Below are 18,559 nucleotides of genomic sequence, written 5' to 3'. Positions count from 1 at the left end.
ATTAGCGTTATGAACAGATTGATTAGCCTTAACTACATTTAAATTTTTTCCAGCAACAGCGACAAAGCCGGTCTGTTTTTATAAATATTAAAGTTGGAGTTGGAAGAAAGATGCTATGCGTAGAAATTGAGCAAAAACGATTAGAAATGTTAAAGTCAGCCAAAAAATATGGGATGACAGCAGAAGTAACTGTTCAATGTAGTCAAGAGTTGGACAAGCTCTTAAATTTAATTCAAATAACACCGTTAAAAAAATAAAAAAATTGGATAAACCATTGCATTAACATCAAACATTTGGTAAGGTAGATTCAAATTACGTTATATCTTACTTCATAAATTGAAGTGAGGGTAGAGGTGCAATTACCATTAGTATGTTAGTCGAGGAAAATGAGAACCATTGAAGCTAACAAAAAGGGGTACTTGCCGAAGCTTATAAGTGACTCATTTCCTTATAGAGCTGGGACTGTTCTGAATAAGACCAGTACTGTCATATAGCTGGAAGCTATATGGAGGGCTATCTCACACATTGAATGGTTTCGCTTATTTTGCTTAACCTATCAACAATGAGTAGAGGCCTCATTGTTGTTTTTTTGTGCCTCCTAGTAGCCCATCTCAAAACAGACGTGGAAAAATTGATGAATTGAGGGTGAATTGGATGAATTTTGGAAGAATCGTTACCGCAATGGTGACACCATTTAATCAACACGGACAAATTGATGTAGAAGCAACAAAGGAACTTGTACATCATTTAATAACTAACGGTACTGATGCAATAGTCGTTGCCGGTACTACGGGCGAATCCCCGACACTTACAACGGAAGAAAAGCTTCTACTATTTAAAACGGTGGTTGATACTGTCGACGGACAAATTCCCGTCATAGCTGGCACTGGGTCAAATAACACACAAGCTTCAATTGAGCTAACGAAACAAGCTGAGGAAATCGGTGTAGATGCAATCATGCTTGTCGTACCATATTATAATAAGCCATCACAAGAAGGCATGTATGCACATTTTAGCGCCATTGCAGAAGTGACTAAATTGCCAGTCATGCTTTATAATATTCCTGGACGTAGTGTGGTTAGCATGAGTGTGGAAACGACTATTCGCTTAGCACAGCTTCCAAATATTGTAGCTACAAAAGAAGCTAGCGGCGATCTAGAAGCAATTTCTTCTATAATTGAGCAAGCGCCTGAAGGCTTCTCTGTTTATAGCGGTGACGATAGTTTAACTTTACCTATTCTTGCTATCGGTGGTACTGGGGTCGTTTCAGTTGCATCTCACATTGTCGGTAATGAAATGCAACAAATGGTACGTAATTATCAAGCAGGACAAGTTACAGCTGCTGCAATGCAACATAGGCAACTATTACCAGTAATGAAAACACTTTTCCTTGCTCCGAATCCAACTGCAGTAAAAGCTGCACTTGAAATGAAAGGAATAAAAGCAGGACCAGTTCGTTTGCCACTTGTACCTCTTACTGTAGAGCAACAACAAGAACTACAATCTGTTATTCAACCGAGTATGAATTTCTTTGTGAGTTAATAGAAAAGGGTGTCTAAAGTCTAGCTTTGACTTTAGACACCCTTTTTACTTTATAGTTCTAGTTATTAGAATCTAATCTTTCCTCAAAATAAGGAAATTCCTTTTCTATTCACTTTCAACATGTAACAAATAAAACTATACATGTCGCTTAGATAAGCATTAATACCAGTTTTTTAACAACTAAATTTTTATATATTTTTCTCTTGGACAGGATATTTTGATTTTATAAAGGCTTTTTCTACATAACCTGTGCCAAACAAAACACCTACTGTTATAAACATAAAACCAAATGATTGGTACCAATAAATATTCTCGTTTAAAAACAATGCGGAAAACAACAATCCAAAGAATGGCACGAAGTTATTAAATATCGCTGCTTGCCCTGCTCCAATTTGTGCAATTGCCTCATTAAATAAAAAGTGACCTACCGTAGTCGCTAAAATGGCTGACAGGATAAAGATGACATAAACCCAGAGAGGAGCTTCTAATATTGAGGTCACACTTGCTGGTTCCACTAAAAAACTCATCATAAAAAGCCCGATTGACCCTACTAAAAACATTATACTTGTCATTTGTTTCGAATCCAATGACTCTGTTGCTTTTTTTATGTAAATAAAGCTTATTGCTTGAACTAGCACAGCTAGAAAGACATAAAATTCTCCAAGATCAACAGCCCAGCTTCCTGAAGCACCTTGGATAAACAATACTCCAAAAAATCCAAGGCTTATTCCAAATAAGCGCCATTTAGTTAAGTGATCTTTTAGAAATAGTGCCGCAAAAATGGAAGTTATTAATGGTAAGAGTGCTAAAATTAAAACCGCATTGGAAGCATTCGTATTCGCAAGTCCTAACGCGAGAAAAGAATGATGACATAAAACACCAAATATCGTGGCCAATAAAGTCAACTTCCATTCTTTTCTTGTTAATTTTTTCATTGATCGACCAAACCAAATGATTGAAAAAGCTGCTATTCCAGCAACCATTATTCGAAATGCTGTCATTGTAACTGGAGGAAATGCTTCAACAAGTACTTTCAGAAAGACAACGTTCAATCCCCAAATTATCATCACTACAAAGACAATCCCATATGTAAACATGAGTGATTTGCCTTTCATCTTACGTCCACTCCCATTCTTCTCTCTTTTGTTATATCTTAACATCGACTACAATTTTAATCACGGATTATTTTCGATACTCGAAAGAAAAAGGGGGAATAATTATTGATGGTTGTTTCCAAAGGCACAATGTTATACCTTTAGAAACAACCTGTTTCTTATGACGTATGCTCATCAGGTAAAATGCTTAACACCGGTTTTTCATACAAATTGCGCGGAAAATTTGTTAGTAACTCTACTCCATCTGTTGTAATTCTGACCGTTTCAGTAATTTCAACACCATAATCACTATACCAAATTCCAGGCATCAAATGAAAAGTCATATTTGGTTTTAAAATCGTCTCGTCTCCTGGTCTAAAACTAACCGTATGCTCTCCCCAATCTGGAGGGAAACTTAACCCTACTGAATACCCAAGCCTTGAACTCTTACGATGTCCATATTTTCCAATAGCTTTACTCCACACTCGCTCTACGTCACACGCTTTGACTCCAGGCTTGATAAAGTCAAGTGTTGCTTCTATCCCTTCCTCTACTACTTTAGATAGTTCTTTTACCTCATTCGGCGCGTTCCCGATAGACATTGTTCTTGCCATTGGAGCATGATAGCGTTTATAAGCTCCCGCAATTTCAATAGTAAGAAAATCACCGTTTTTATATTTTCGATCAGTCCAGGTTAAATGAGGAGAAGACGTATTCTCATTCGTCGGAAGCATAGGTACGATGGATGTGTAATCCCCACCAAATTCTGGTGTTCCCTGGATTTGCGCTAGATAGATCGCAGCTGCCACTTCATTCTCCCTAACTCCAATTTGTACACAATCATAAGCCGCTCTCATCGCTCGTTCAACGATTTCGCCTGCCCTTTTCATATATTTTATTTCTTGATTCGATTTAATTAGTCGAACCATATTAACAAGACTAGAAGTATCTTTAAATGTTGCATTTGGCAAGCCATGTTTTAAACGCTCATAGCAAAGAGCTGTAAAATAATGGACATCCATTTCCACACCAATAGTCCTTGCGCTTTGACCAATTTCTGTTAGTATATTGGCCACAAAATCAATTGGATGCCTTTCCTTTGATTGAACAAAGTAATCAGGGTAAGCAATGATATGATGTTCATCAAGCCAAGTGGTTTTCGCAACACCACTTGCATCCATTTGTCGTCCAATCCAAATTGGTTGAGCATCTTCTAATGTGATGACCATTATTTGGTGAACATAAAAGCTCCATGCTGAGTAATTTGTTAAATAGTACATATTTGATGGGTTTGAAATAAGGAGAACATCTACTCCTTCTTCGACCATTCGCTTCTTGACATTCTCCAACCGTTTTGTATACTCCTCTAATGCGAACAATCAAAACACCCTCTTTCCTTCTTCTACTTTCCTCCTTAACTGAATGGAGATCTTTTTAATTTAAATGCAACAACCTTTTGCTCAGTCATTGCTTCAATTGCATAACGTACTCCTTCTCTCCCTATACCCGATCCTTTAATCCCTCCAAAAGGCATAGAGTCAATTCGAACATCACTACTGTCATTTATCATAACACCACCGAATTGTAATTGGTGTACAGCTGTAAACGCATCTTCTAAATTAGTCGTAAAGATTCCGGCTTGTAATCCATACTCCGTTTGGTTAGAGCGATTAATTGCTTCTGATAATGATTGAACAGGTTCAATAATCACAACAGGACCAAATACTTCATTTTGGGAAATAGTAGAGGTTTCTGGTACATTTGTTAAAACAGTAGGCTCTAAAAATGCTTTTGACCTTTTTCCTCCGCAACAAATCGTCGCCCCCATATTAGCAGCTTCATCGATCCACTTTTCCACTCTTTTTGCTTCTTTTTCCGAAATCATTGGGCCAATATCCGTTAATTCATCCGTTTTCAAACCGATTTTTAATTTCCTTGTCGCTAAGACATATCGGTCTAGAAAATCATCATATTTAGATTCCTCAACGAAAATTCTTTGAACGCCAATACAATTTTGCCCCGCAACACCAAAAGCCCCTTCAACTGTTGCAGCTACAGCTTCTTTTATATTGGCATCAGCCAGAACAATCGTTGGCGAATTAGACCCTAACTCCATTGCCAATTTTTTTACTCCTGCTTTGGAGGTAATTTCTTTTCCAGTTTCATAACCACCCGTAAACGAAACAAACCGTACATCTTCATGCTCCACTAAAGGGTTACATATCGCTTCTCCTCTTCCAGTTACAACGGATAAAACACCATCTGGTAAACCAGCATGGATGAATGCTTCTGCTAAGCGAATAGCGCTTAATGGCGTTAATGAAGCAGGTTTAACAATAACTGCATTCCCCGCTGCAATGGCTGGACCTATTTTGTGAGCCACAAGATTTAAGGGGTCATTAAAAGGAGTTATGGCTGCTACAATTCCTATCGGGAAGCGGTAAACATAGCCCACACGCTTCTCATGTCCAGGCATTTGCGAAAATGCAACCGTTTCTCCTTCTATCCTTTTTGCTTCTTCGGCACTTAATCTTAATGTTTCTATACAGCGTCTTACTTCTTTTCTTGCCTCTTTGACTGTTTTACTACTTTCTAAAACAATCGTTTGTATATAAATATCTGCATTTTCTTCAATATAGGAAGCGGCACTTTGTAATATCTTTGTTCTTTCAAATACAGATAAACTAGAGCTTCTTTTAAATCCTTCTTTCGCGCGAGAAATCGCATAGATGACATCCTCTGTCGATGCCGCTGGAACCGTTGCAATCAGATCACTCGTTGCAGGATCATATACATCAATCGAGTCTTTCTTTGCTATCCAACGACCACCAATTAACATTCTCTCCTTTACAATTTGTTTCGCCATAAACTTCCCTCCATTCTATCTTTCTCGCTCAATTGCAATTAAATCTATGAGTACTGCGAATCCGGTCTCTTTTATACCAGCTCCAGCTCCCACTAATGTAACAGCACCCGATAAATCACAAGAATACGTGATAGCATTCATCGCTCCTGTAACCCCTGCTAATGGATCATCTAGGTCAAGCATTACAGGTTGCACAGTTGCTTTAACACCCTCTTTTGTTTTCTGAATTGAACCGATTAACTTCCAACGTTTCCCTAAGCTTTTTGCTTCTTTTATATCATCCGTTGTCATGGTTGAAATCCCTTTACAGTAGACATCTTCTCTTTTTAACGGAATACCTAATACAACATTTGCTAATATTAATACTTTATATAACACGTCATATCCTTCTACATCTGCGGTTGGGTCTGCTTCAGCATAGCCCAAACTTTGAGCTTCTTTTAATGCTTCATCATACTCGAGTCCCTCTTCCATTCGCATTAACATATAATTTGTTGTACCATTGAAAATACCGTTAATTTTATTGATTTCGTTTCCAGTTAAAGTCATTTTGGGTAGTCTCAGAGCTGGTGTCCCACTCATGACTGCTCCTTCAAAGAACCATTTTACACCGTTAGCATGAGCCTGTTCAGCTAAGTCATTATAAGCCAAAGCTACAGGTCCTTTGTTCGTCATCACGACATTTTTCTTATGCAGAAAAGCCCACTTGCAATGATCAATAGCAGGCTGACCTGTTTTCACATCTGTATAGGTCATTTCAACAATCGAATCCGCGTTTGTCTTTTCGATTGTTTCTTTACTATTCCAACCTCTGATTAAGCCTGGTTGTTCTGGATAGGCATCCAATGAGCCGTTTTCATCTATGGCTTTTAATACTTCATCTAGAGATAAACCATCAGGGTGATGCAGTGAACCTTTGTATAAGTCAGTAATAGTGACAATTTTAAATTCAATTTGATGATCTTTTTTTAACTTCATCTTTTTATCACGTAAAATCTCAACAAACCCTTTTCCTACTCCTCCAAAGCCAATTAATGCGAGCTTATGAGCCATTGTGATCCCTCCTCCTTTTGATCATTGCAAGAGCTCCTTCCACAAGAATTTCCATTCCATGCTCTAACACACTCTCGTTAAATGAAAAGGTCGGCTGATGAAGACTAGTATGTCTAAGTTCATCTTTTGCGCCGAGAAAAATCATTGCTCCAGGGATTATTCTGGTGATGTGACTAAAATCTTCACCTCCCATTCCAAAGGTTTGTTGATGAATCGAAACTCCTTTTTGATATAAGATGTTTTCTAACAATTTTGTTATCTCTTGATTGTTTACTAGAGCAGGCTCTCCTTGATGAAGGTGGAATGTAAAAGTACCTCCCAATTCTTTAATCAACTTTAATCCTCTTTTACATTCTGCTACTAACTTCTCCCTTGCCGTATCGGAATAAGAGCGAATTGTACCTTTGATCGTAACCTTCTCAGGTATGACATTCGTCGAAGCACCGCCAATAATTTGGCAGATGCTTAATACTGCTGGTTCATCTGCTGCAACTTTTCGACTTGTTACACTGTAGAAATATGGCAAGATCATTGAAGTAAGCCAAATCGGATCAATTGTTTGTTCAGGGTAGGCACCATGACCACCAGAGCCAAAAATGTTTAAGGTAAATGTGTCTACATTTGCCATTACAATACCTGGCTTCAATTTAGCGTTCCCTAACGAGAGTTCTGGATCGAGATGAAGAGCTATTATGGATTCCACATCAGATAACGCACCACTATCTAAAACATATTGAGCACCAGTCTTTCCATTAATATCCTCAGCTTCTTCTGCGGGCTGAAACAAACATTTTACAGTTCCTTTTAGTTTTCCTCTTTGATAAAGATGCGACAAATAATGAACTGCTCCAAGTAACATCGCTGTATGGCCATCATGGCCACAGGCATGCATAATACCTTCATGACAAGATTGAAACGGCTCTCCTGTTTGTTCCTTTACCGGTAATGCATCTATATCAGCCCGGAGGCCGACAATAGGCGTTGATCCGTCTCCGACTACTGCCAGCACTCCAGTTTCAATACCAAGTAATTCCTTCCCTTGTTGTAATCGAACACCTGGTAGTTCTTTTAATTGATTTATAATATATTTTGTCGTTTTAAACTCTTCAAAGCTAAGTTCCGGATGCTGGTGCAAATCTCTTCTCCACTTAATCAGGTGCTCAATCGTAACCATAATTATCCCCCCTATTTATCAATTGATTGCATCGAGGGCTTGCTTCAAGTCTGCAATCAAGTCGTCTATATCTTCAATACCTGCCGAATATCGAACCAATCCTTCAGGAATGCCCAAGGCCGCACGTTCCTCAGGTGTATTTTCAACATGACTTGTGGTTCTTGCTGGACCTACCGTCGTTTCCACAGCACCAAGATTCGCCGCGCGATGAGCAAACTCTAATCTAGGTAAAAATTGCCTAACTGCATCTAGTTCTCCTTTTAGAGAGAAGCTGAGCATTCCTCCAAAACCATTCATTTGCTTTTTCGCAATATCATGATGTGTATGTGTTTCTAATCCAGGGTAAAAAACTTCTTCAACCTTTTCATGATTAGATAGAAATGTAGCAACTTTCAGAGCATTTTCTTGTTGTTTTTCAACTCGAAGTTTTAAAGTTTTCATTCCCCTTAGTATTAAATAAGCAGCCATCGGATCCATAGTAGCCCCATTTATCTCACGATAGTGATATACGTCATGGACTAGATTTTTCGATCCGCAAATAACTCCTCCTAATGCATCTGCGTGCCCTCCTAAAAATTTTGTTGCACTATGAATAACAAGGTCAACACCATAATTAAGTGGATTTTGATTAATTGGCGTAGCAAATGTATTATCAACAAAAACTAATGCCCCAACAGATTTTGCAACTTTTGTAATTCTTGATAGATCTGTTATTTTCACAGTTGGATTTGTTGGTGTCTCTAAATAAACCAGTTTACAACCTTTATTAATTTCAGCCTCCATTTCTTCGTGATTTCCTGTTTCAACGAGCGTTACTTTTATATCCAATTTTGGTAAGAATTCAGAGAATATTTTGTTTGTTCCTCCATACGTATCCTTAATAGATACAACACGATCTCCTGGTTTTAGGACGGTTAGTAATGAATTGGATATTGCAGCCATCCCTGTTGAAAAACTAGTAGCGGCTTCCGCATGTTCAAGTGCCTTGATTTTATCTTCAAATGATTGAACTGTCGGATTTGTATTTCTTCCATAAATATGTCCTTTTCTTTTACCTATAGCAACTTCAAACCACTCATCAATATCGTTGTAATTATAAGCTACACTATGGACGACAGGTACTTGAGTTGCTCCATGAACTAAATAGTCTTTCTCTCCAGCCCAGACCGATTTCGTTGCATTATCAATTTGTTTCTTATTCATGCCACCACCCCTTTCTTTAATTACTAACATCTTATTTCTTCTAACGTGAAAAAACATTCAACAATCTGTATGAAAAATGGAACGAAGCAATCATCCATTTTTTACAAATGTTCTGAAAATAGTTAGAATAATAATAACTCCACAACTCAAGGAGGGATTGAATGAGTATTTCAATGGAGCAAGTTCAAGCCTTAGATATTTTAAAGGATTCAAATGTTCGTACAGGAAAAGAACTACTTAATAGCAAATTTGTAAACTGGGTTTCTGTAATAGAAACTCCAGTGGAATCCTTCGTACGAAAAAATGAGCTTGTGTTAACTTCTGGAGTTGGCTGCAGCCAAAATGAACAACACCTCTATACATTTGTTCGAGAGGTTATTGATTCACATGCTTCTGCATTAGCAATTGCCATTGGACCATATGTTCAAGAAATTCCAAAGTCGATAATTGATCTTGCGAATGAGAAGAGATTCATTTTAATAGAACTTAATTGGTCGATTCGTTTTTCTGAAATTTTAGAGCAAGTACTAGAACTTATTCACGAAGAGAAACGTAAATACTTTGAAAAAATCGAAGAGATTAGAAAATCATTATTAGACTATATTTTATCCGGGCAGTCGCTCGATTTAGTTGCGGAACATGTTTCAAGTGCAATTGAATGCGAAGTATTAATTGCTGATAAGCGAGGAGTGATAAGAGGAAAATCGAGAAATGTAGAAATTGATTTACAAGATAACTGGCTTAATTTTATGCATAAACAATTGGAGGAAGATGGTATTTACCATACATTAGGCGATAAATTCAAATGGTTGCAATACTCTAATAGATATGCGTTACAATTAACCATTCACTCATCTGGAAACATTCAAGGATACATCGTAGTAGGCGGATTTGGACCTGAACCTTTTAGTGAGGAAGAGCATCAACAATGGCTTATGTTACTCGAACACGTTACCACAGCTGTTGCCATTCATTTCCTACATGAACAGGCTGCTAAAGAAGCCGAATGGCGACTTCGTGATGACTTTGTTTGGGAGCTATCACGAGATGCGATCCAATCGAACGAATCAACACTTTCTCGAGCCAAGTCTTTAGGCTATCAAATTAACCTTCCTTATATTTGTATAGTCGCAAGACCGGAACAATTAAAGGAAGGCTTTCATTCTATGACACATTTAACAATAACTTTTGACCATTGGCTGCATGAATGTATTCGCCATATGGAAGAAGAGGCAGAAAACATCGCTAAATCAATGGCTTTAAAATCTATGGTTACTTATCAACAGGAAGAGTTAATTATCTTTCTAGAAGTGAACCATCCCGATGTAATTTTACAAGTTAAAACATACATCTCTAAGCTGAGAGCACGTTACCAATTCCTTTATCCTACAGTTTCATTAACTTGGGGATTTCGAAGCAGTACGGGTACTCATGCTTTGCTACTAGTTATCAAGAAGCCAACAGAGCTCTTAAAATTGGGAGAAAAAGAAACGGACCTAATTCGCTGTCCGTATTTGCTGACACAACTGCCGATCGAATAATTGAAAGTTTGCTTAATAATAAAGAGTTAATAGATATTGCTAATTCAGTACTCGGTTCTCTCCTTCGTTACTCTAAAGAAAGACAAATAGACTTACTTCATACATTTACCGTTTACCATCAAAATAGGGGAAATGTGAGTCAAACGGCTCGCGCTCTAAATTTACATCGCCAATCTTTAATGTATCGCTTACGAAAAATCGAGGCACTAACGAACTGTTCATTAGATAATGCAGAAGATCTGTTTATATTAGATTTGAGTACTAGATTGTGGTTAAACGGTATGGAAACAAAAACAACCGAGTAGAAAGCCCTTCTACTCGGTTGTTTTATATTAGAAAGAATATTCTGCTGTACACTCTTCTAATTTTTCTAGAGATTTTCGCGCCCAGTCTGAATCGTCTTCTATTAGAGATTGTCGCAAAGCCTCCGTTGCCTGTTTCAATGAAAATTGGTAATCAAGTAATTCTCCTTCATAGGCTTTAAGAGACGATAATGGAACCCAAGTCTTTTCAAATTGTGCTAATGCTTTACGCTGGTGAAATAATGGAACATCAACCATTTTAGGATTATGCAAATCTCCTTGAGTTGGATGCTTTAACACAGCTAACACCTTGACAAGCGCACGTTGTTTTTCTTCTTGTCTGTCTAATAACTCTGCAATATATACACCAGTCTTATAAAAAGCACGTACATACTTCACTTCAGACATTTACAAAACTCCTTTATTTACTAATTTCCTTCATCCTAGTAAGCCAAACGAAAACATCGTAATTAAATAAAGTACGATCATAGCAACGCCAATCCCAAAACTCCACAATGCCCGTTTCTTATTTCGATGAAGGATGTTCCATATTCCTATCCCACCAAACAAGCCAGTTAATAAAAATAACACTAAAACGAATATAATAATTTGGATATCTTCCATCGCTAAACTACCTTATAATCCTGGAATAAGCCATGTGAATAATTTCCACATAAATTCTGAAATAGGAACAAGGTATTGCTCTGAAAACATCCCTAGGCTTGTTGTATCCGAAAAACTATCAATAATAATTAAAGTGAAGGTTACTAAGATTGTTATAATAGTAATTGCTAATATAATTGCAAGAAGCGCTAAATAACCTAATAATATCCGAATCGTCCACTTTAACCATTCAGGTCTTTTTTTCTCATCAACATGTGAACTCAAATAAACCCCCCCTAACAAACCATATAACACTATCCTAACAAAAAATCCTTAAAATTTAGAGCGAGTTTCTGAAAATAAATTGAATTTATTATTCTAATTGAAGTTTTTTCAATATGTCGCCGATTGGGACACCTTCAGTAGTTTCATCGTCACTAAAATCATACTCACTTAAATCTAGCATTGCCTGATTGGGAATAAATACATTCTGTTCACTATCAATTCCTATTTCAACATCTTCCGTCTTAGCCTCATTTAATTCCATTACATCGAGGATGCTTAGTTCTCCTTTCAAGGCTTTAGAAGAAACAACTGGCTCGCGAACTTCTGAAATTTTGGAATTTGTAAGGTTCAACGAAAAAAAGACAAGGGACCAGACTCCAACAAAGCCGACCAAAGCCATACCAACTACCAACCATTGTTTTACCATATATGAACCAACTTTCATCGCTATGAATACATACATAATACCACAATTACAAAAGTTCTATGAAATAAGAAAGACTTTTAAAACGACTAAGCGTTTAAAAGTCTTTTACTAATTACAGGGCCTTTTTTTATACTAATCACACAATAACTTTTTAATTACCATGACTCATATGCGAAATATAGCGATATCGATTCAATAAGTTTCAAAGACGAATTCTCTACTCTAAAGGTATAGATCTTTCATGTAACCACTCTTTTAGAAAGTCAGGTAATTCTCCTCTCAACGCTAAAGAGACATGGCCGCCTTTTTCATTCTTATATCGTTTATCTTCACTTGAAACTTTTTCCATGATAGGTTTAATTAATTCTTCAGGCACTAATTTATCATCACTTGTTGCAATAACTAATAAATTTTCATCAATGTTGGCTAAATTTACTCTTTGACCATCAATAAATAAATTATTATTAATTAATTTATTTTTTATTACTAATTCATTTATTATTTGTTTTAAAGTTGCCCCAACAAAAGGTACTTGATCTTTTAGCCATTTATTAATTAATCGCCACTTTTTTACATAATCCTCATCTTCAATGTTTTGTAACAAAGATAAATATGAACTATACGTAACTGGAGAAGTTGCTAGGCGTAATATATGTTCCATCATTTTTGACGGAATGATTCCATACTCATCTATAACTTGATCAAGCTCCAGTTCTCCATTATCTAAAACATATTCCCATTGCTTCAGGATAGGAGATTGTCCAAAATCAAGCGGTGGAACAAATAATACAATATTTTTAATTGGTTCTTTAGAAATTGCCGCATAAATCGTAGCTAACGTGCCTCCTAAACAATAACCTACAAGAGTAATTTCACCTGCTTTTGAATGGTATAAACAACGATGAACACCTTTTTGAATGTACTTTATAACATAATCATCTAAAGTAGTATCTTTATCCTCATATCCTGGCCTTCCAAAATCGAGCAGATACACATCATATCCTGCATTGACAAAGGATTCAATCATGCTCATCCCTGGTGCTAAATCAAGAATATATGGTTCGTTAATTAATGAATAAACAAGAAATAAAGGCGTTTCATATTTTTTATGAACAGCTGGGTAGTGCCATAACGTTACTTTATTTTTATTCCAGACAATAGTTTTAGGCGTGAGCGCTACTTTTTGTGACGGTACATTTAAGTGAGTAGAAATTTTTCTAGCTTTATCTGAAAGCTTTTGGTGTTTCCCCACTTTACTTCCTCCTATTTACTACTTTATCTAGAATTTCATATAACTCATCATTGTTTGTTAATAATTTTTTATAAATATACCTTCTCATTTCACGTTTATCAAGCTCAGTTTTATTTGATTCATTATACGAATATAACTGATCAACGTTTCTTTCCAGAGCATTGGACTTGAACTTATAAGTTGGTTCTTTGCGATCAATCTCATTTGTCAAACGAAACAGTCTTTCTTCCAATAAATCTATTTTTTCTTCTATTTGTATTGCTAATTTTGCAACATTTGCAACATCATCTTTTGTTGGTATATTTAATTGTACTGCCAGTAATTCAATATAGTCTCTAAGAGTTTTAATCTGAACACTATGCAAGTTAATAGCTTTACTTGTATTTTTTATAGTCTTAGGATCAGTTAACCAATTCTTAATTTTTTTGTTTAAATAATCCTCAGATGTTGTCCCAATAGTTGAAATCAATTTGTTAATATCTCGTTTCACATCATCCACCTCCATCATCCTTTCTTAATTACTAATCAGTACAGAATGTCTGCTAATAATAAACCATATCGCTTACCTCATCTACACTCTTACTAATTGGCAACATAGGACATTATTTTCCCTATAATTCAGTCCTTTATCAGTAGTTAAAATAACTTATATACTATTTATATTACATTTGATAAGCATGTGTTAAAAAAATGAGTTTTTTGCCTGAGATAATAAAAGAATAGTTGCTTTACCAGACTATAAAATAATTAACTTATCTGAAAATTATTTAAGTACAGCGTTAGGCTTTGCTGTAATCTTTTACTGGTGCACCTATAATGAGATTAAGGAAATACGACGACCTAAGGAATGGATTCTTCCGTCTCAATTTTTTTAATTCTACACGAAAATACTCTTTCTCCACGTGATGCGCCGTGTAATACTCTATTACAAACTGAAAATAGTTACTATCCCATTTTTTATTTAATTGTGCCAAACCACATTTTTCTTAACTTTCCACTCTTCTACCAACATGTTCTTTCTGTCATTCATACAATGAGATAGGACACTAAAAAGGAGAGTTATGATATGAAGAGATACGTTACACCATCCGGGCCAAAAGGAAGATTACTTACTGGTCATTTAAAAGATTTTCAAAAAGATCCACTGCTTTTTCTAAGAAAATTATCAAAACAATATGAGGATGTTGCTCATTTTCGCTTTGGTCCATTTCAAAAAGTGTATCTCATTTCAAATCCTTACCTGATAAAAGAAGTACTCGTCACTAAACAAAAGCATTTTGTTAAATCTAGAGACTTAACGATACTCAAACCGATTATAGGAGAAGGCCTATTAACGAGTGAAAAGGACCACCATTTGAAACAAAGAAGATTAATTCAACCTAGTTTTAGAAAGACACATATTACTAGTTATGCTGAAGATATGATCAAAACTACTAATAACTATATCAATCAATGGAAAGATAAAGAGATTAGAATGATTTCTGAGGATATGATGAACATCACTCTCGGAATAATTACTAAAACTATGTTTAGTATGGAATTTGAAGAAAGCTATGATACCATTGGCCAACCTATTGAAAGCGTCATGACTCTTGCAGTAAAACGTATGAGGTCAATTATACCAACACCGCTTTGGATTCCTACTAAAGTAAATCGTCAATACAAAAATGCAATTAATGAACTTAATAAAGAGATATACAGTATAATCAATAAACGAAGAAATTCTGGACAAACAACTAATGATTTACTAGGGATATTAATGGACGCTCGCGATGAAAAAAACGGAGCAGGAATGCCAGATCAACAACTTAGAGATGAATTAATGACGATATTCTTGGCAGGACACGAAACAACTGCCAATGCCTTATCCTGGACCCTATTTTTACTTTCTCAAAATCCTAGAGTTGAAAGGAAACTAAACGAAGAAATCAACAATGTCTTGGGTGATTCAGAACTTCAACCCAAACATTTTATGCAGCTAACATATGCTCAAAACATTATAAATGAATCGCTTCGACTATATCCACCAGCTTACGTCATTGGTCGTCAAGTTGATAAGGATGTAGAAATTGGTAATTACTTTTTTAAAAAAGGAGATATGATATTACTAAGCCAATATGCCATGCATAGAAATGAGAAATACTTTGAAGAACCTGATAAGTTTATCCCTGAAAGGTTCGATAATAACCTTCTAAGCTCACTCCCTCCTTACACATATTTCCCTTTCGGTGGAGGTCCGAGAGTATGTATCGGGAATCATTTTGCTATTATGGAAGCCGTCCTTGTTCTAGTTAGTATCTTAAAACGTTTTCGTTTAACACTCGCACAACCAATATCAGAAATCAAACATCAACCTTTGATCACTTTAAGACCAAAGCGCGGCATACAAATGCTTGTAGAAAAAAGAGATTCATAATGTTTCCATCTGCAATATACAGAAGTAATGCTGCACTGTGTATATTGCAGATAGCAAATCATATGAACTGAACAGATTGATATGAAAGCGTAAATGTTGTTATAGTCATTTTTCTCTTCTCATACACTGTGTATTATCACACAGTTTTAGTTTGTCCAAACCTCGGTTTTATTCGTGTAGGGATGAGCATTAGAAATTATACGCGTTCCAAAATTATGTAATCCTTTAGTGACAACTGGAGTCACTATATACTTTTTTTAAACCATTGCTGAATTGTCACTACCACCTTAACCATAAGGTCATTTTAAAAGAATCGATGTTTAAAAAATATTACACGTCACAATAATTCACTTGTAAAACATCTTTTTGACAAAATCCCTATCCCTTAGACTCCCCTATGATTCCAGTGATTATTTTCATCGACAAAGATACTTAAAAATTCCGAAACTATAAAAAAAGATCGCGTATACTATACGCGATCTACATAATTCCATCTAGGGGGCATATCTTTGCCCCATGGAATACTTCCTAATTCATGATGTTTTTCATGCTGATCTAAATAGGTATGATAATGAAAATTAAAAGTATACCCTTGTTTAGGGGGTTGATCCCTTCTTACATGAAAACGGAATATATCTTCTCCTGTCTCATCATTGTAGAGATGAAGAATCTTTTCACCTAAACCCGCTGACGGTATACTAGAAATTTTCACTTTCTCCCAATCTTTATCTGATAAAGTTTGAGTCGTCTCCCGCAAAACTTTATCTAAATTCGGGATAATTTCCTCTTCAAATGAGCTGTTTATTTTTTCCGTAATGACTGTACCAAATTTTAACTTACTTTGTTTAATTGCCTGTTTTACAATAAAATCATTAAGTAATTCTGCAGATGCAGCACTTCGATGAATATATTGATCTGTTTTAGCAGGCAATACCTCATCAAATAATTCATAACTGTGTTCATTTACCTGATATATTAAAGGTTTTTCACTTTCTTCACCAGCTGTTTTCTGTGGAGCTTCTGCTTGTACCTCACGAACATAATCAGTCGTAGGGACAAACAAACCAAAAGTTAGAAGCGCTGATGAAACAACAAGTCCTCGCTTCATTAGCTGAAACACATTCATACGCCCTTCCATAGTTTCATTCTAGATTAGTAGTATAATCTATTATAAATATTTTCTCATGAAATCTATGAAAACGCCATTATTAATACACTTAAAATTGTAAAATATTATGGTAAATTAGAACTTCCCATTAAATAACGATCACATTCTCTTGCTGCTTCTCTTCCTTCATGAATAGCCCAAACAACAAGACTTTGACCTCTACGATTATCACCAGCTGCAAAGACACCAGGTACACTAGTTGCATATTTTCCATACTCCGCATCAATTGTAGAGCGTGATGTAGTTTCTAAAGATAACTCTTCAATGATACGCTCCTCTGGACCAGTAAAGCCAACTGCTAACAGAACGAGATCGGCTGGCCAAACTTTCTCAGTACCCGGAATTGGTGTTCTAATCTTTCGACCTTTTGCATCAATGGTTGTTTCCACACCAATTGTATGAATTTCTTTGACATTACCATTATCGTCACCAACAAACCTAGTTGTACTCACTTGATAGCTACGCGGATCTGTTCCATAAACTGCTGCCGCTTCCTTCTGTCCATCCTCAACCGTATGAACAATTGGAAATAATGGCCAAGGATTGTTTTCACCGCGAACATTAGACTTTTGACGATTAATATCAAATTGAGTAATTGATTTAGCACCATGTCTTACCGAAGTTGTAATACAATCTACTCCAGTATCTCCTCCACCAATAACAATCACATTCTTATCTTTTGCAGAAATGTATTTTCCATCTTTATGATTAGAGTTTAATAAACTTTTTGTGTTTTCTGTTAAGAAATCCATCGCAAAGTGAATACCTTTCAACTCGCGACCTTCAACTTCAACATTACGCGGTTTGGTCGCTCCAGTACATAATAGAACAGAGTCAAATTCATCTTTTAATTCCGAAGCAGAAACATCTTTTCCAATTTCAACATTCACTTTAAATGTAATGCCTTCATCTTCAAGTAATTTAACTCGTCTTTCAACTACTTCATTAGCCAGTTTGACATCTGGTATCCCATAAGTAAGCAATCCACCAATACGATCTTCCCTCTCAAAGACTGTAACGGAATGCCCAGCTTTATTTAATTGAGCAGCTGCAGCTAAACCGGCTGGCCCAGACCCAACAACGGCTACTTTTTTTCCAGATCTCTTCATTGGTGGGTTAGGTACAATCCATCCTTCTTGGAAACCACGTTCGACAATGTGATACTCGATACTTTTAATAGAGACAGCATCATCACTTATAGCAACTGTACAAGAACCTTCACATGGCGCAGGACAAACTCGTCCCGTAAACTCAGGAAAATTATTCGTTTTATGAAGGCGCTCCAACGCCTCCTTCCATTTGCCGCGGTATACAAGATCATTCCATTCCGGTATTAGATTGTACACTGGACAGCCGATTTCTCCTGAGCCGTCCATTGTTGTTCCAGTTTGACAAAAAGGAACCCCACAATCCATACAGCGTGCTCCTTGTTGGCGTAATACTGGTTCAGGCATTAGTATTTGAAATTCCTTCCAACTCTTCGTCCGTTCAAAAGGATCTCTTTTAGTTGGATTCTCTCTTTTATATTCAATAAATCCAGTTGGCTTCCCCATCGCATTCACTCCAATCTTCTATCTCTGACCATTAGAAGGCACAGTTGTACCAGGCTAACAATCCTCTCTTAAGTAATAAT

At 36.3% G+C, this 18,559-nt stretch carries 19 protein-coding genes and 1 riboswitch; of the genes, 5 read left to right on the top strand and 14 right to left on the bottom strand.

Features of this window, described 5'->3' with window-relative positions; all coding sequences use genetic code 11:
- The first annotated feature begins 110 nt into the window (after positions 1-110).
- Both BkAM31D_RS10550 and dapA read left to right on the top strand, forming a co-directional pair.
- On the top strand, positions 111-257 hold the full coding sequence (locus BkAM31D_RS10550) for an aspartyl-phosphate phosphatase Spo0E family protein (protein WP_084372031.1): 147 nt from the start codon (positions 111-113) through the stop codon (positions 255-257).
- 83 nt (positions 258-340) lie between these two features.
- Positions 341-524, top strand: a riboswitch (Lysine riboswitch).
- Positions 525-654: 130 nt separating this feature from the next.
- Entirely contained in the window at positions 655-1,542 is an 888-nt protein-coding gene (dapA, locus tag BkAM31D_RS10545; RefSeq protein ID WP_066151368.1) for a 4-hydroxy-tetrahydrodipicolinate synthase, read from the top strand.
- Positions 1,543-1,730: 188 nt separating this feature from the next.
- Here the strand turns inward: dapA and BkAM31D_RS10540 are convergent, their stop codons facing one another.
- From BkAM31D_RS10540 to BkAM31D_RS10515, 6 genes are all read right to left on the bottom strand, one after another.
- Entirely contained in the window at positions 1,731-2,657 is a 927-nt protein-coding gene (locus tag BkAM31D_RS10540; protein ID WP_066151371.1) for a DMT family transporter, read from the bottom strand.
- A gap of 158 nt (positions 2,658-2,815) precedes the next feature.
- Positions 2,816-4,015 (bottom strand): M24 family metallopeptidase, encoded by a 1,200-nt coding sequence (locus BkAM31D_RS10535; RefSeq protein ID WP_084372033.1) that lies wholly within the window; start codon positions 4,013-4,015, stop codon positions 2,816-2,818.
- Between the two features lie 35 nt (positions 4,016-4,050).
- Entirely contained in the window at positions 4,051-5,502 is a 1,452-nt protein-coding gene (locus BkAM31D_RS10530; RefSeq protein WP_066151373.1) for an aldehyde dehydrogenase family protein, read from the bottom strand.
- Between the two features lie 15 nt (positions 5,503-5,517).
- Complete coding sequence (locus BkAM31D_RS10525; RefSeq protein WP_066151375.1) at positions 5,518-6,555, bottom strand: homoserine dehydrogenase; 1,038 nt, start codon at positions 6,553-6,555, stop codon at positions 5,518-5,520.
- Positions 6,545-7,729, bottom strand: coding sequence for a M20 metallopeptidase family protein (locus BkAM31D_RS10520; protein WP_066151377.1), 1,185 nt, complete (start codon positions 7,727-7,729; stop codon positions 6,545-6,547). Before BkAM31D_RS10520 ends, BkAM31D_RS10525 begins: the two co-directional genes overlap by 11 nt.
- Before the next feature lie 18 nt (positions 7,730-7,747).
- Positions 7,748-8,932 carry a cystathionine gamma-synthase family protein gene (locus BkAM31D_RS10515; protein ID WP_066151791.1) on the bottom strand — a complete coding sequence of 395 codons (1,185 nt, stop codon included), beginning with the start codon at positions 8,930-8,932 and terminating at the stop codon, positions 7,748-7,750.
- A gap of 161 nt (positions 8,933-9,093) precedes the next feature.
- Between BkAM31D_RS10515 and BkAM31D_RS10510 the strand changes: the two genes are divergently transcribed.
- Positions 9,094-10,473: a PucR family transcriptional regulator gene (locus tag BkAM31D_RS10510; protein ID WP_085449788.1), complete on the top strand. Its 1,380-nt coding sequence runs from the start codon at positions 9,094-9,096 to the stop codon at positions 10,471-10,473.
- An 8-nt stretch (positions 10,474-10,481) separates the two neighbouring features.
- Positions 10,482-10,778: a PucR family transcriptional regulator gene (locus tag BkAM31D_RS23940; RefSeq protein WP_180319899.1), complete on the top strand. Its 297-nt coding sequence runs from the start codon at positions 10,482-10,484 to the stop codon at positions 10,776-10,778.
- Positions 10,779-10,805: 27 nt separating this feature from the next.
- On the opposite strand, the gene kapB is transcribed toward BkAM31D_RS23940, so the two are convergent.
- The 6 genes from kapB to BkAM31D_RS10475 all read right to left on the bottom strand — a co-directional run bounded on the left by kapB (position 10,806) and on the right by BkAM31D_RS10475 (position 13,841).
- The gene (kapB, locus tag BkAM31D_RS10500) at positions 10,806-11,183 is read right to left on the bottom strand and encodes a kinase-associated lipoprotein KapB (protein ID WP_066151380.1); all 378 of its coding nucleotides are present in this window, start codon (positions 11,181-11,183) and stop codon (positions 10,806-10,808) included.
- A 30-nt stretch (positions 11,184-11,213) separates the two neighbouring features.
- On the bottom strand, positions 11,214-11,399 hold the full coding sequence (locus BkAM31D_RS10495) for a hypothetical protein (RefSeq protein WP_066151382.1): 186 nt from the start codon (positions 11,397-11,399) through the stop codon (positions 11,214-11,216).
- A 12-nt stretch (positions 11,400-11,411) separates the two neighbouring features.
- Positions 11,412-11,663 carry a hypothetical protein gene (locus BkAM31D_RS10490; RefSeq protein WP_066151384.1) on the bottom strand — a complete coding sequence of 84 codons (252 nt, stop codon included), beginning with the start codon at positions 11,661-11,663 and terminating at the stop codon, positions 11,412-11,414.
- Between the two features lie 88 nt (positions 11,664-11,751).
- Positions 11,752-12,126, bottom strand: a complete 375-nt coding sequence (locus BkAM31D_RS10485) for a hypothetical protein (RefSeq protein ID WP_066151385.1) — start codon at positions 12,124-12,126, stop codon at positions 11,752-11,754.
- A gap of 181 nt (positions 12,127-12,307) precedes the next feature.
- A complete protein-coding gene (locus BkAM31D_RS10480; RefSeq protein ID WP_084372035.1) occupies positions 12,308-13,342 on the bottom strand; it encodes an alpha/beta fold hydrolase in 1,035 nt (344 codons plus the stop codon).
- Position 13,343: 1 nt separating this feature from the next.
- Complete coding sequence (locus BkAM31D_RS10475) at positions 13,344-13,841, bottom strand: hypothetical protein (RefSeq protein ID WP_157076763.1); 498 nt, start codon at positions 13,839-13,841, stop codon at positions 13,344-13,346.
- Positions 13,842-14,408: 567 nt separating this feature from the next.
- Here BkAM31D_RS10475 and BkAM31D_RS10470 point away from each other — a divergent pair.
- Positions 14,409-15,758 (top strand): cytochrome P450, encoded by a 1,350-nt coding sequence (locus BkAM31D_RS10470; protein ID WP_066151389.1) that lies wholly within the window; start codon positions 14,409-14,411, stop codon positions 15,756-15,758.
- A 469-nt stretch (positions 15,759-16,227) separates the two neighbouring features.
- Here BkAM31D_RS10470 and BkAM31D_RS10465 read toward each other — a convergent pair whose 3' ends face one another.
- Both BkAM31D_RS10465 and BkAM31D_RS10460 read right to left on the bottom strand, forming a co-directional pair.
- Positions 16,228-16,884, bottom strand: coding sequence for a YpjP family protein (locus tag BkAM31D_RS10465; protein WP_066151795.1), 657 nt, complete (start codon positions 16,882-16,884; stop codon positions 16,228-16,230).
- A gap of 107 nt (positions 16,885-16,991) precedes the next feature.
- On the bottom strand, positions 16,992-18,479 hold the full coding sequence (locus tag BkAM31D_RS10460; protein ID WP_066151391.1) for a glutamate synthase subunit beta: 1,488 nt from the start codon (positions 18,477-18,479) through the stop codon (positions 16,992-16,994).
- Positions 18,480-18,559 lie beyond the last annotated feature (80 nt).

Source organism: Halalkalibacter krulwichiae (assembly GCF_002109385.1).
Lineage (GTDB): Bacteria > Bacillota > Bacilli > Bacillales > Bacillaceae_D > Halalkalibacter > Halalkalibacter krulwichiae.
The sequence above is the reverse complement of the archived record's forward strand: the minus strand, read 5'-3'. Positions and strand labels throughout refer to the sequence as shown.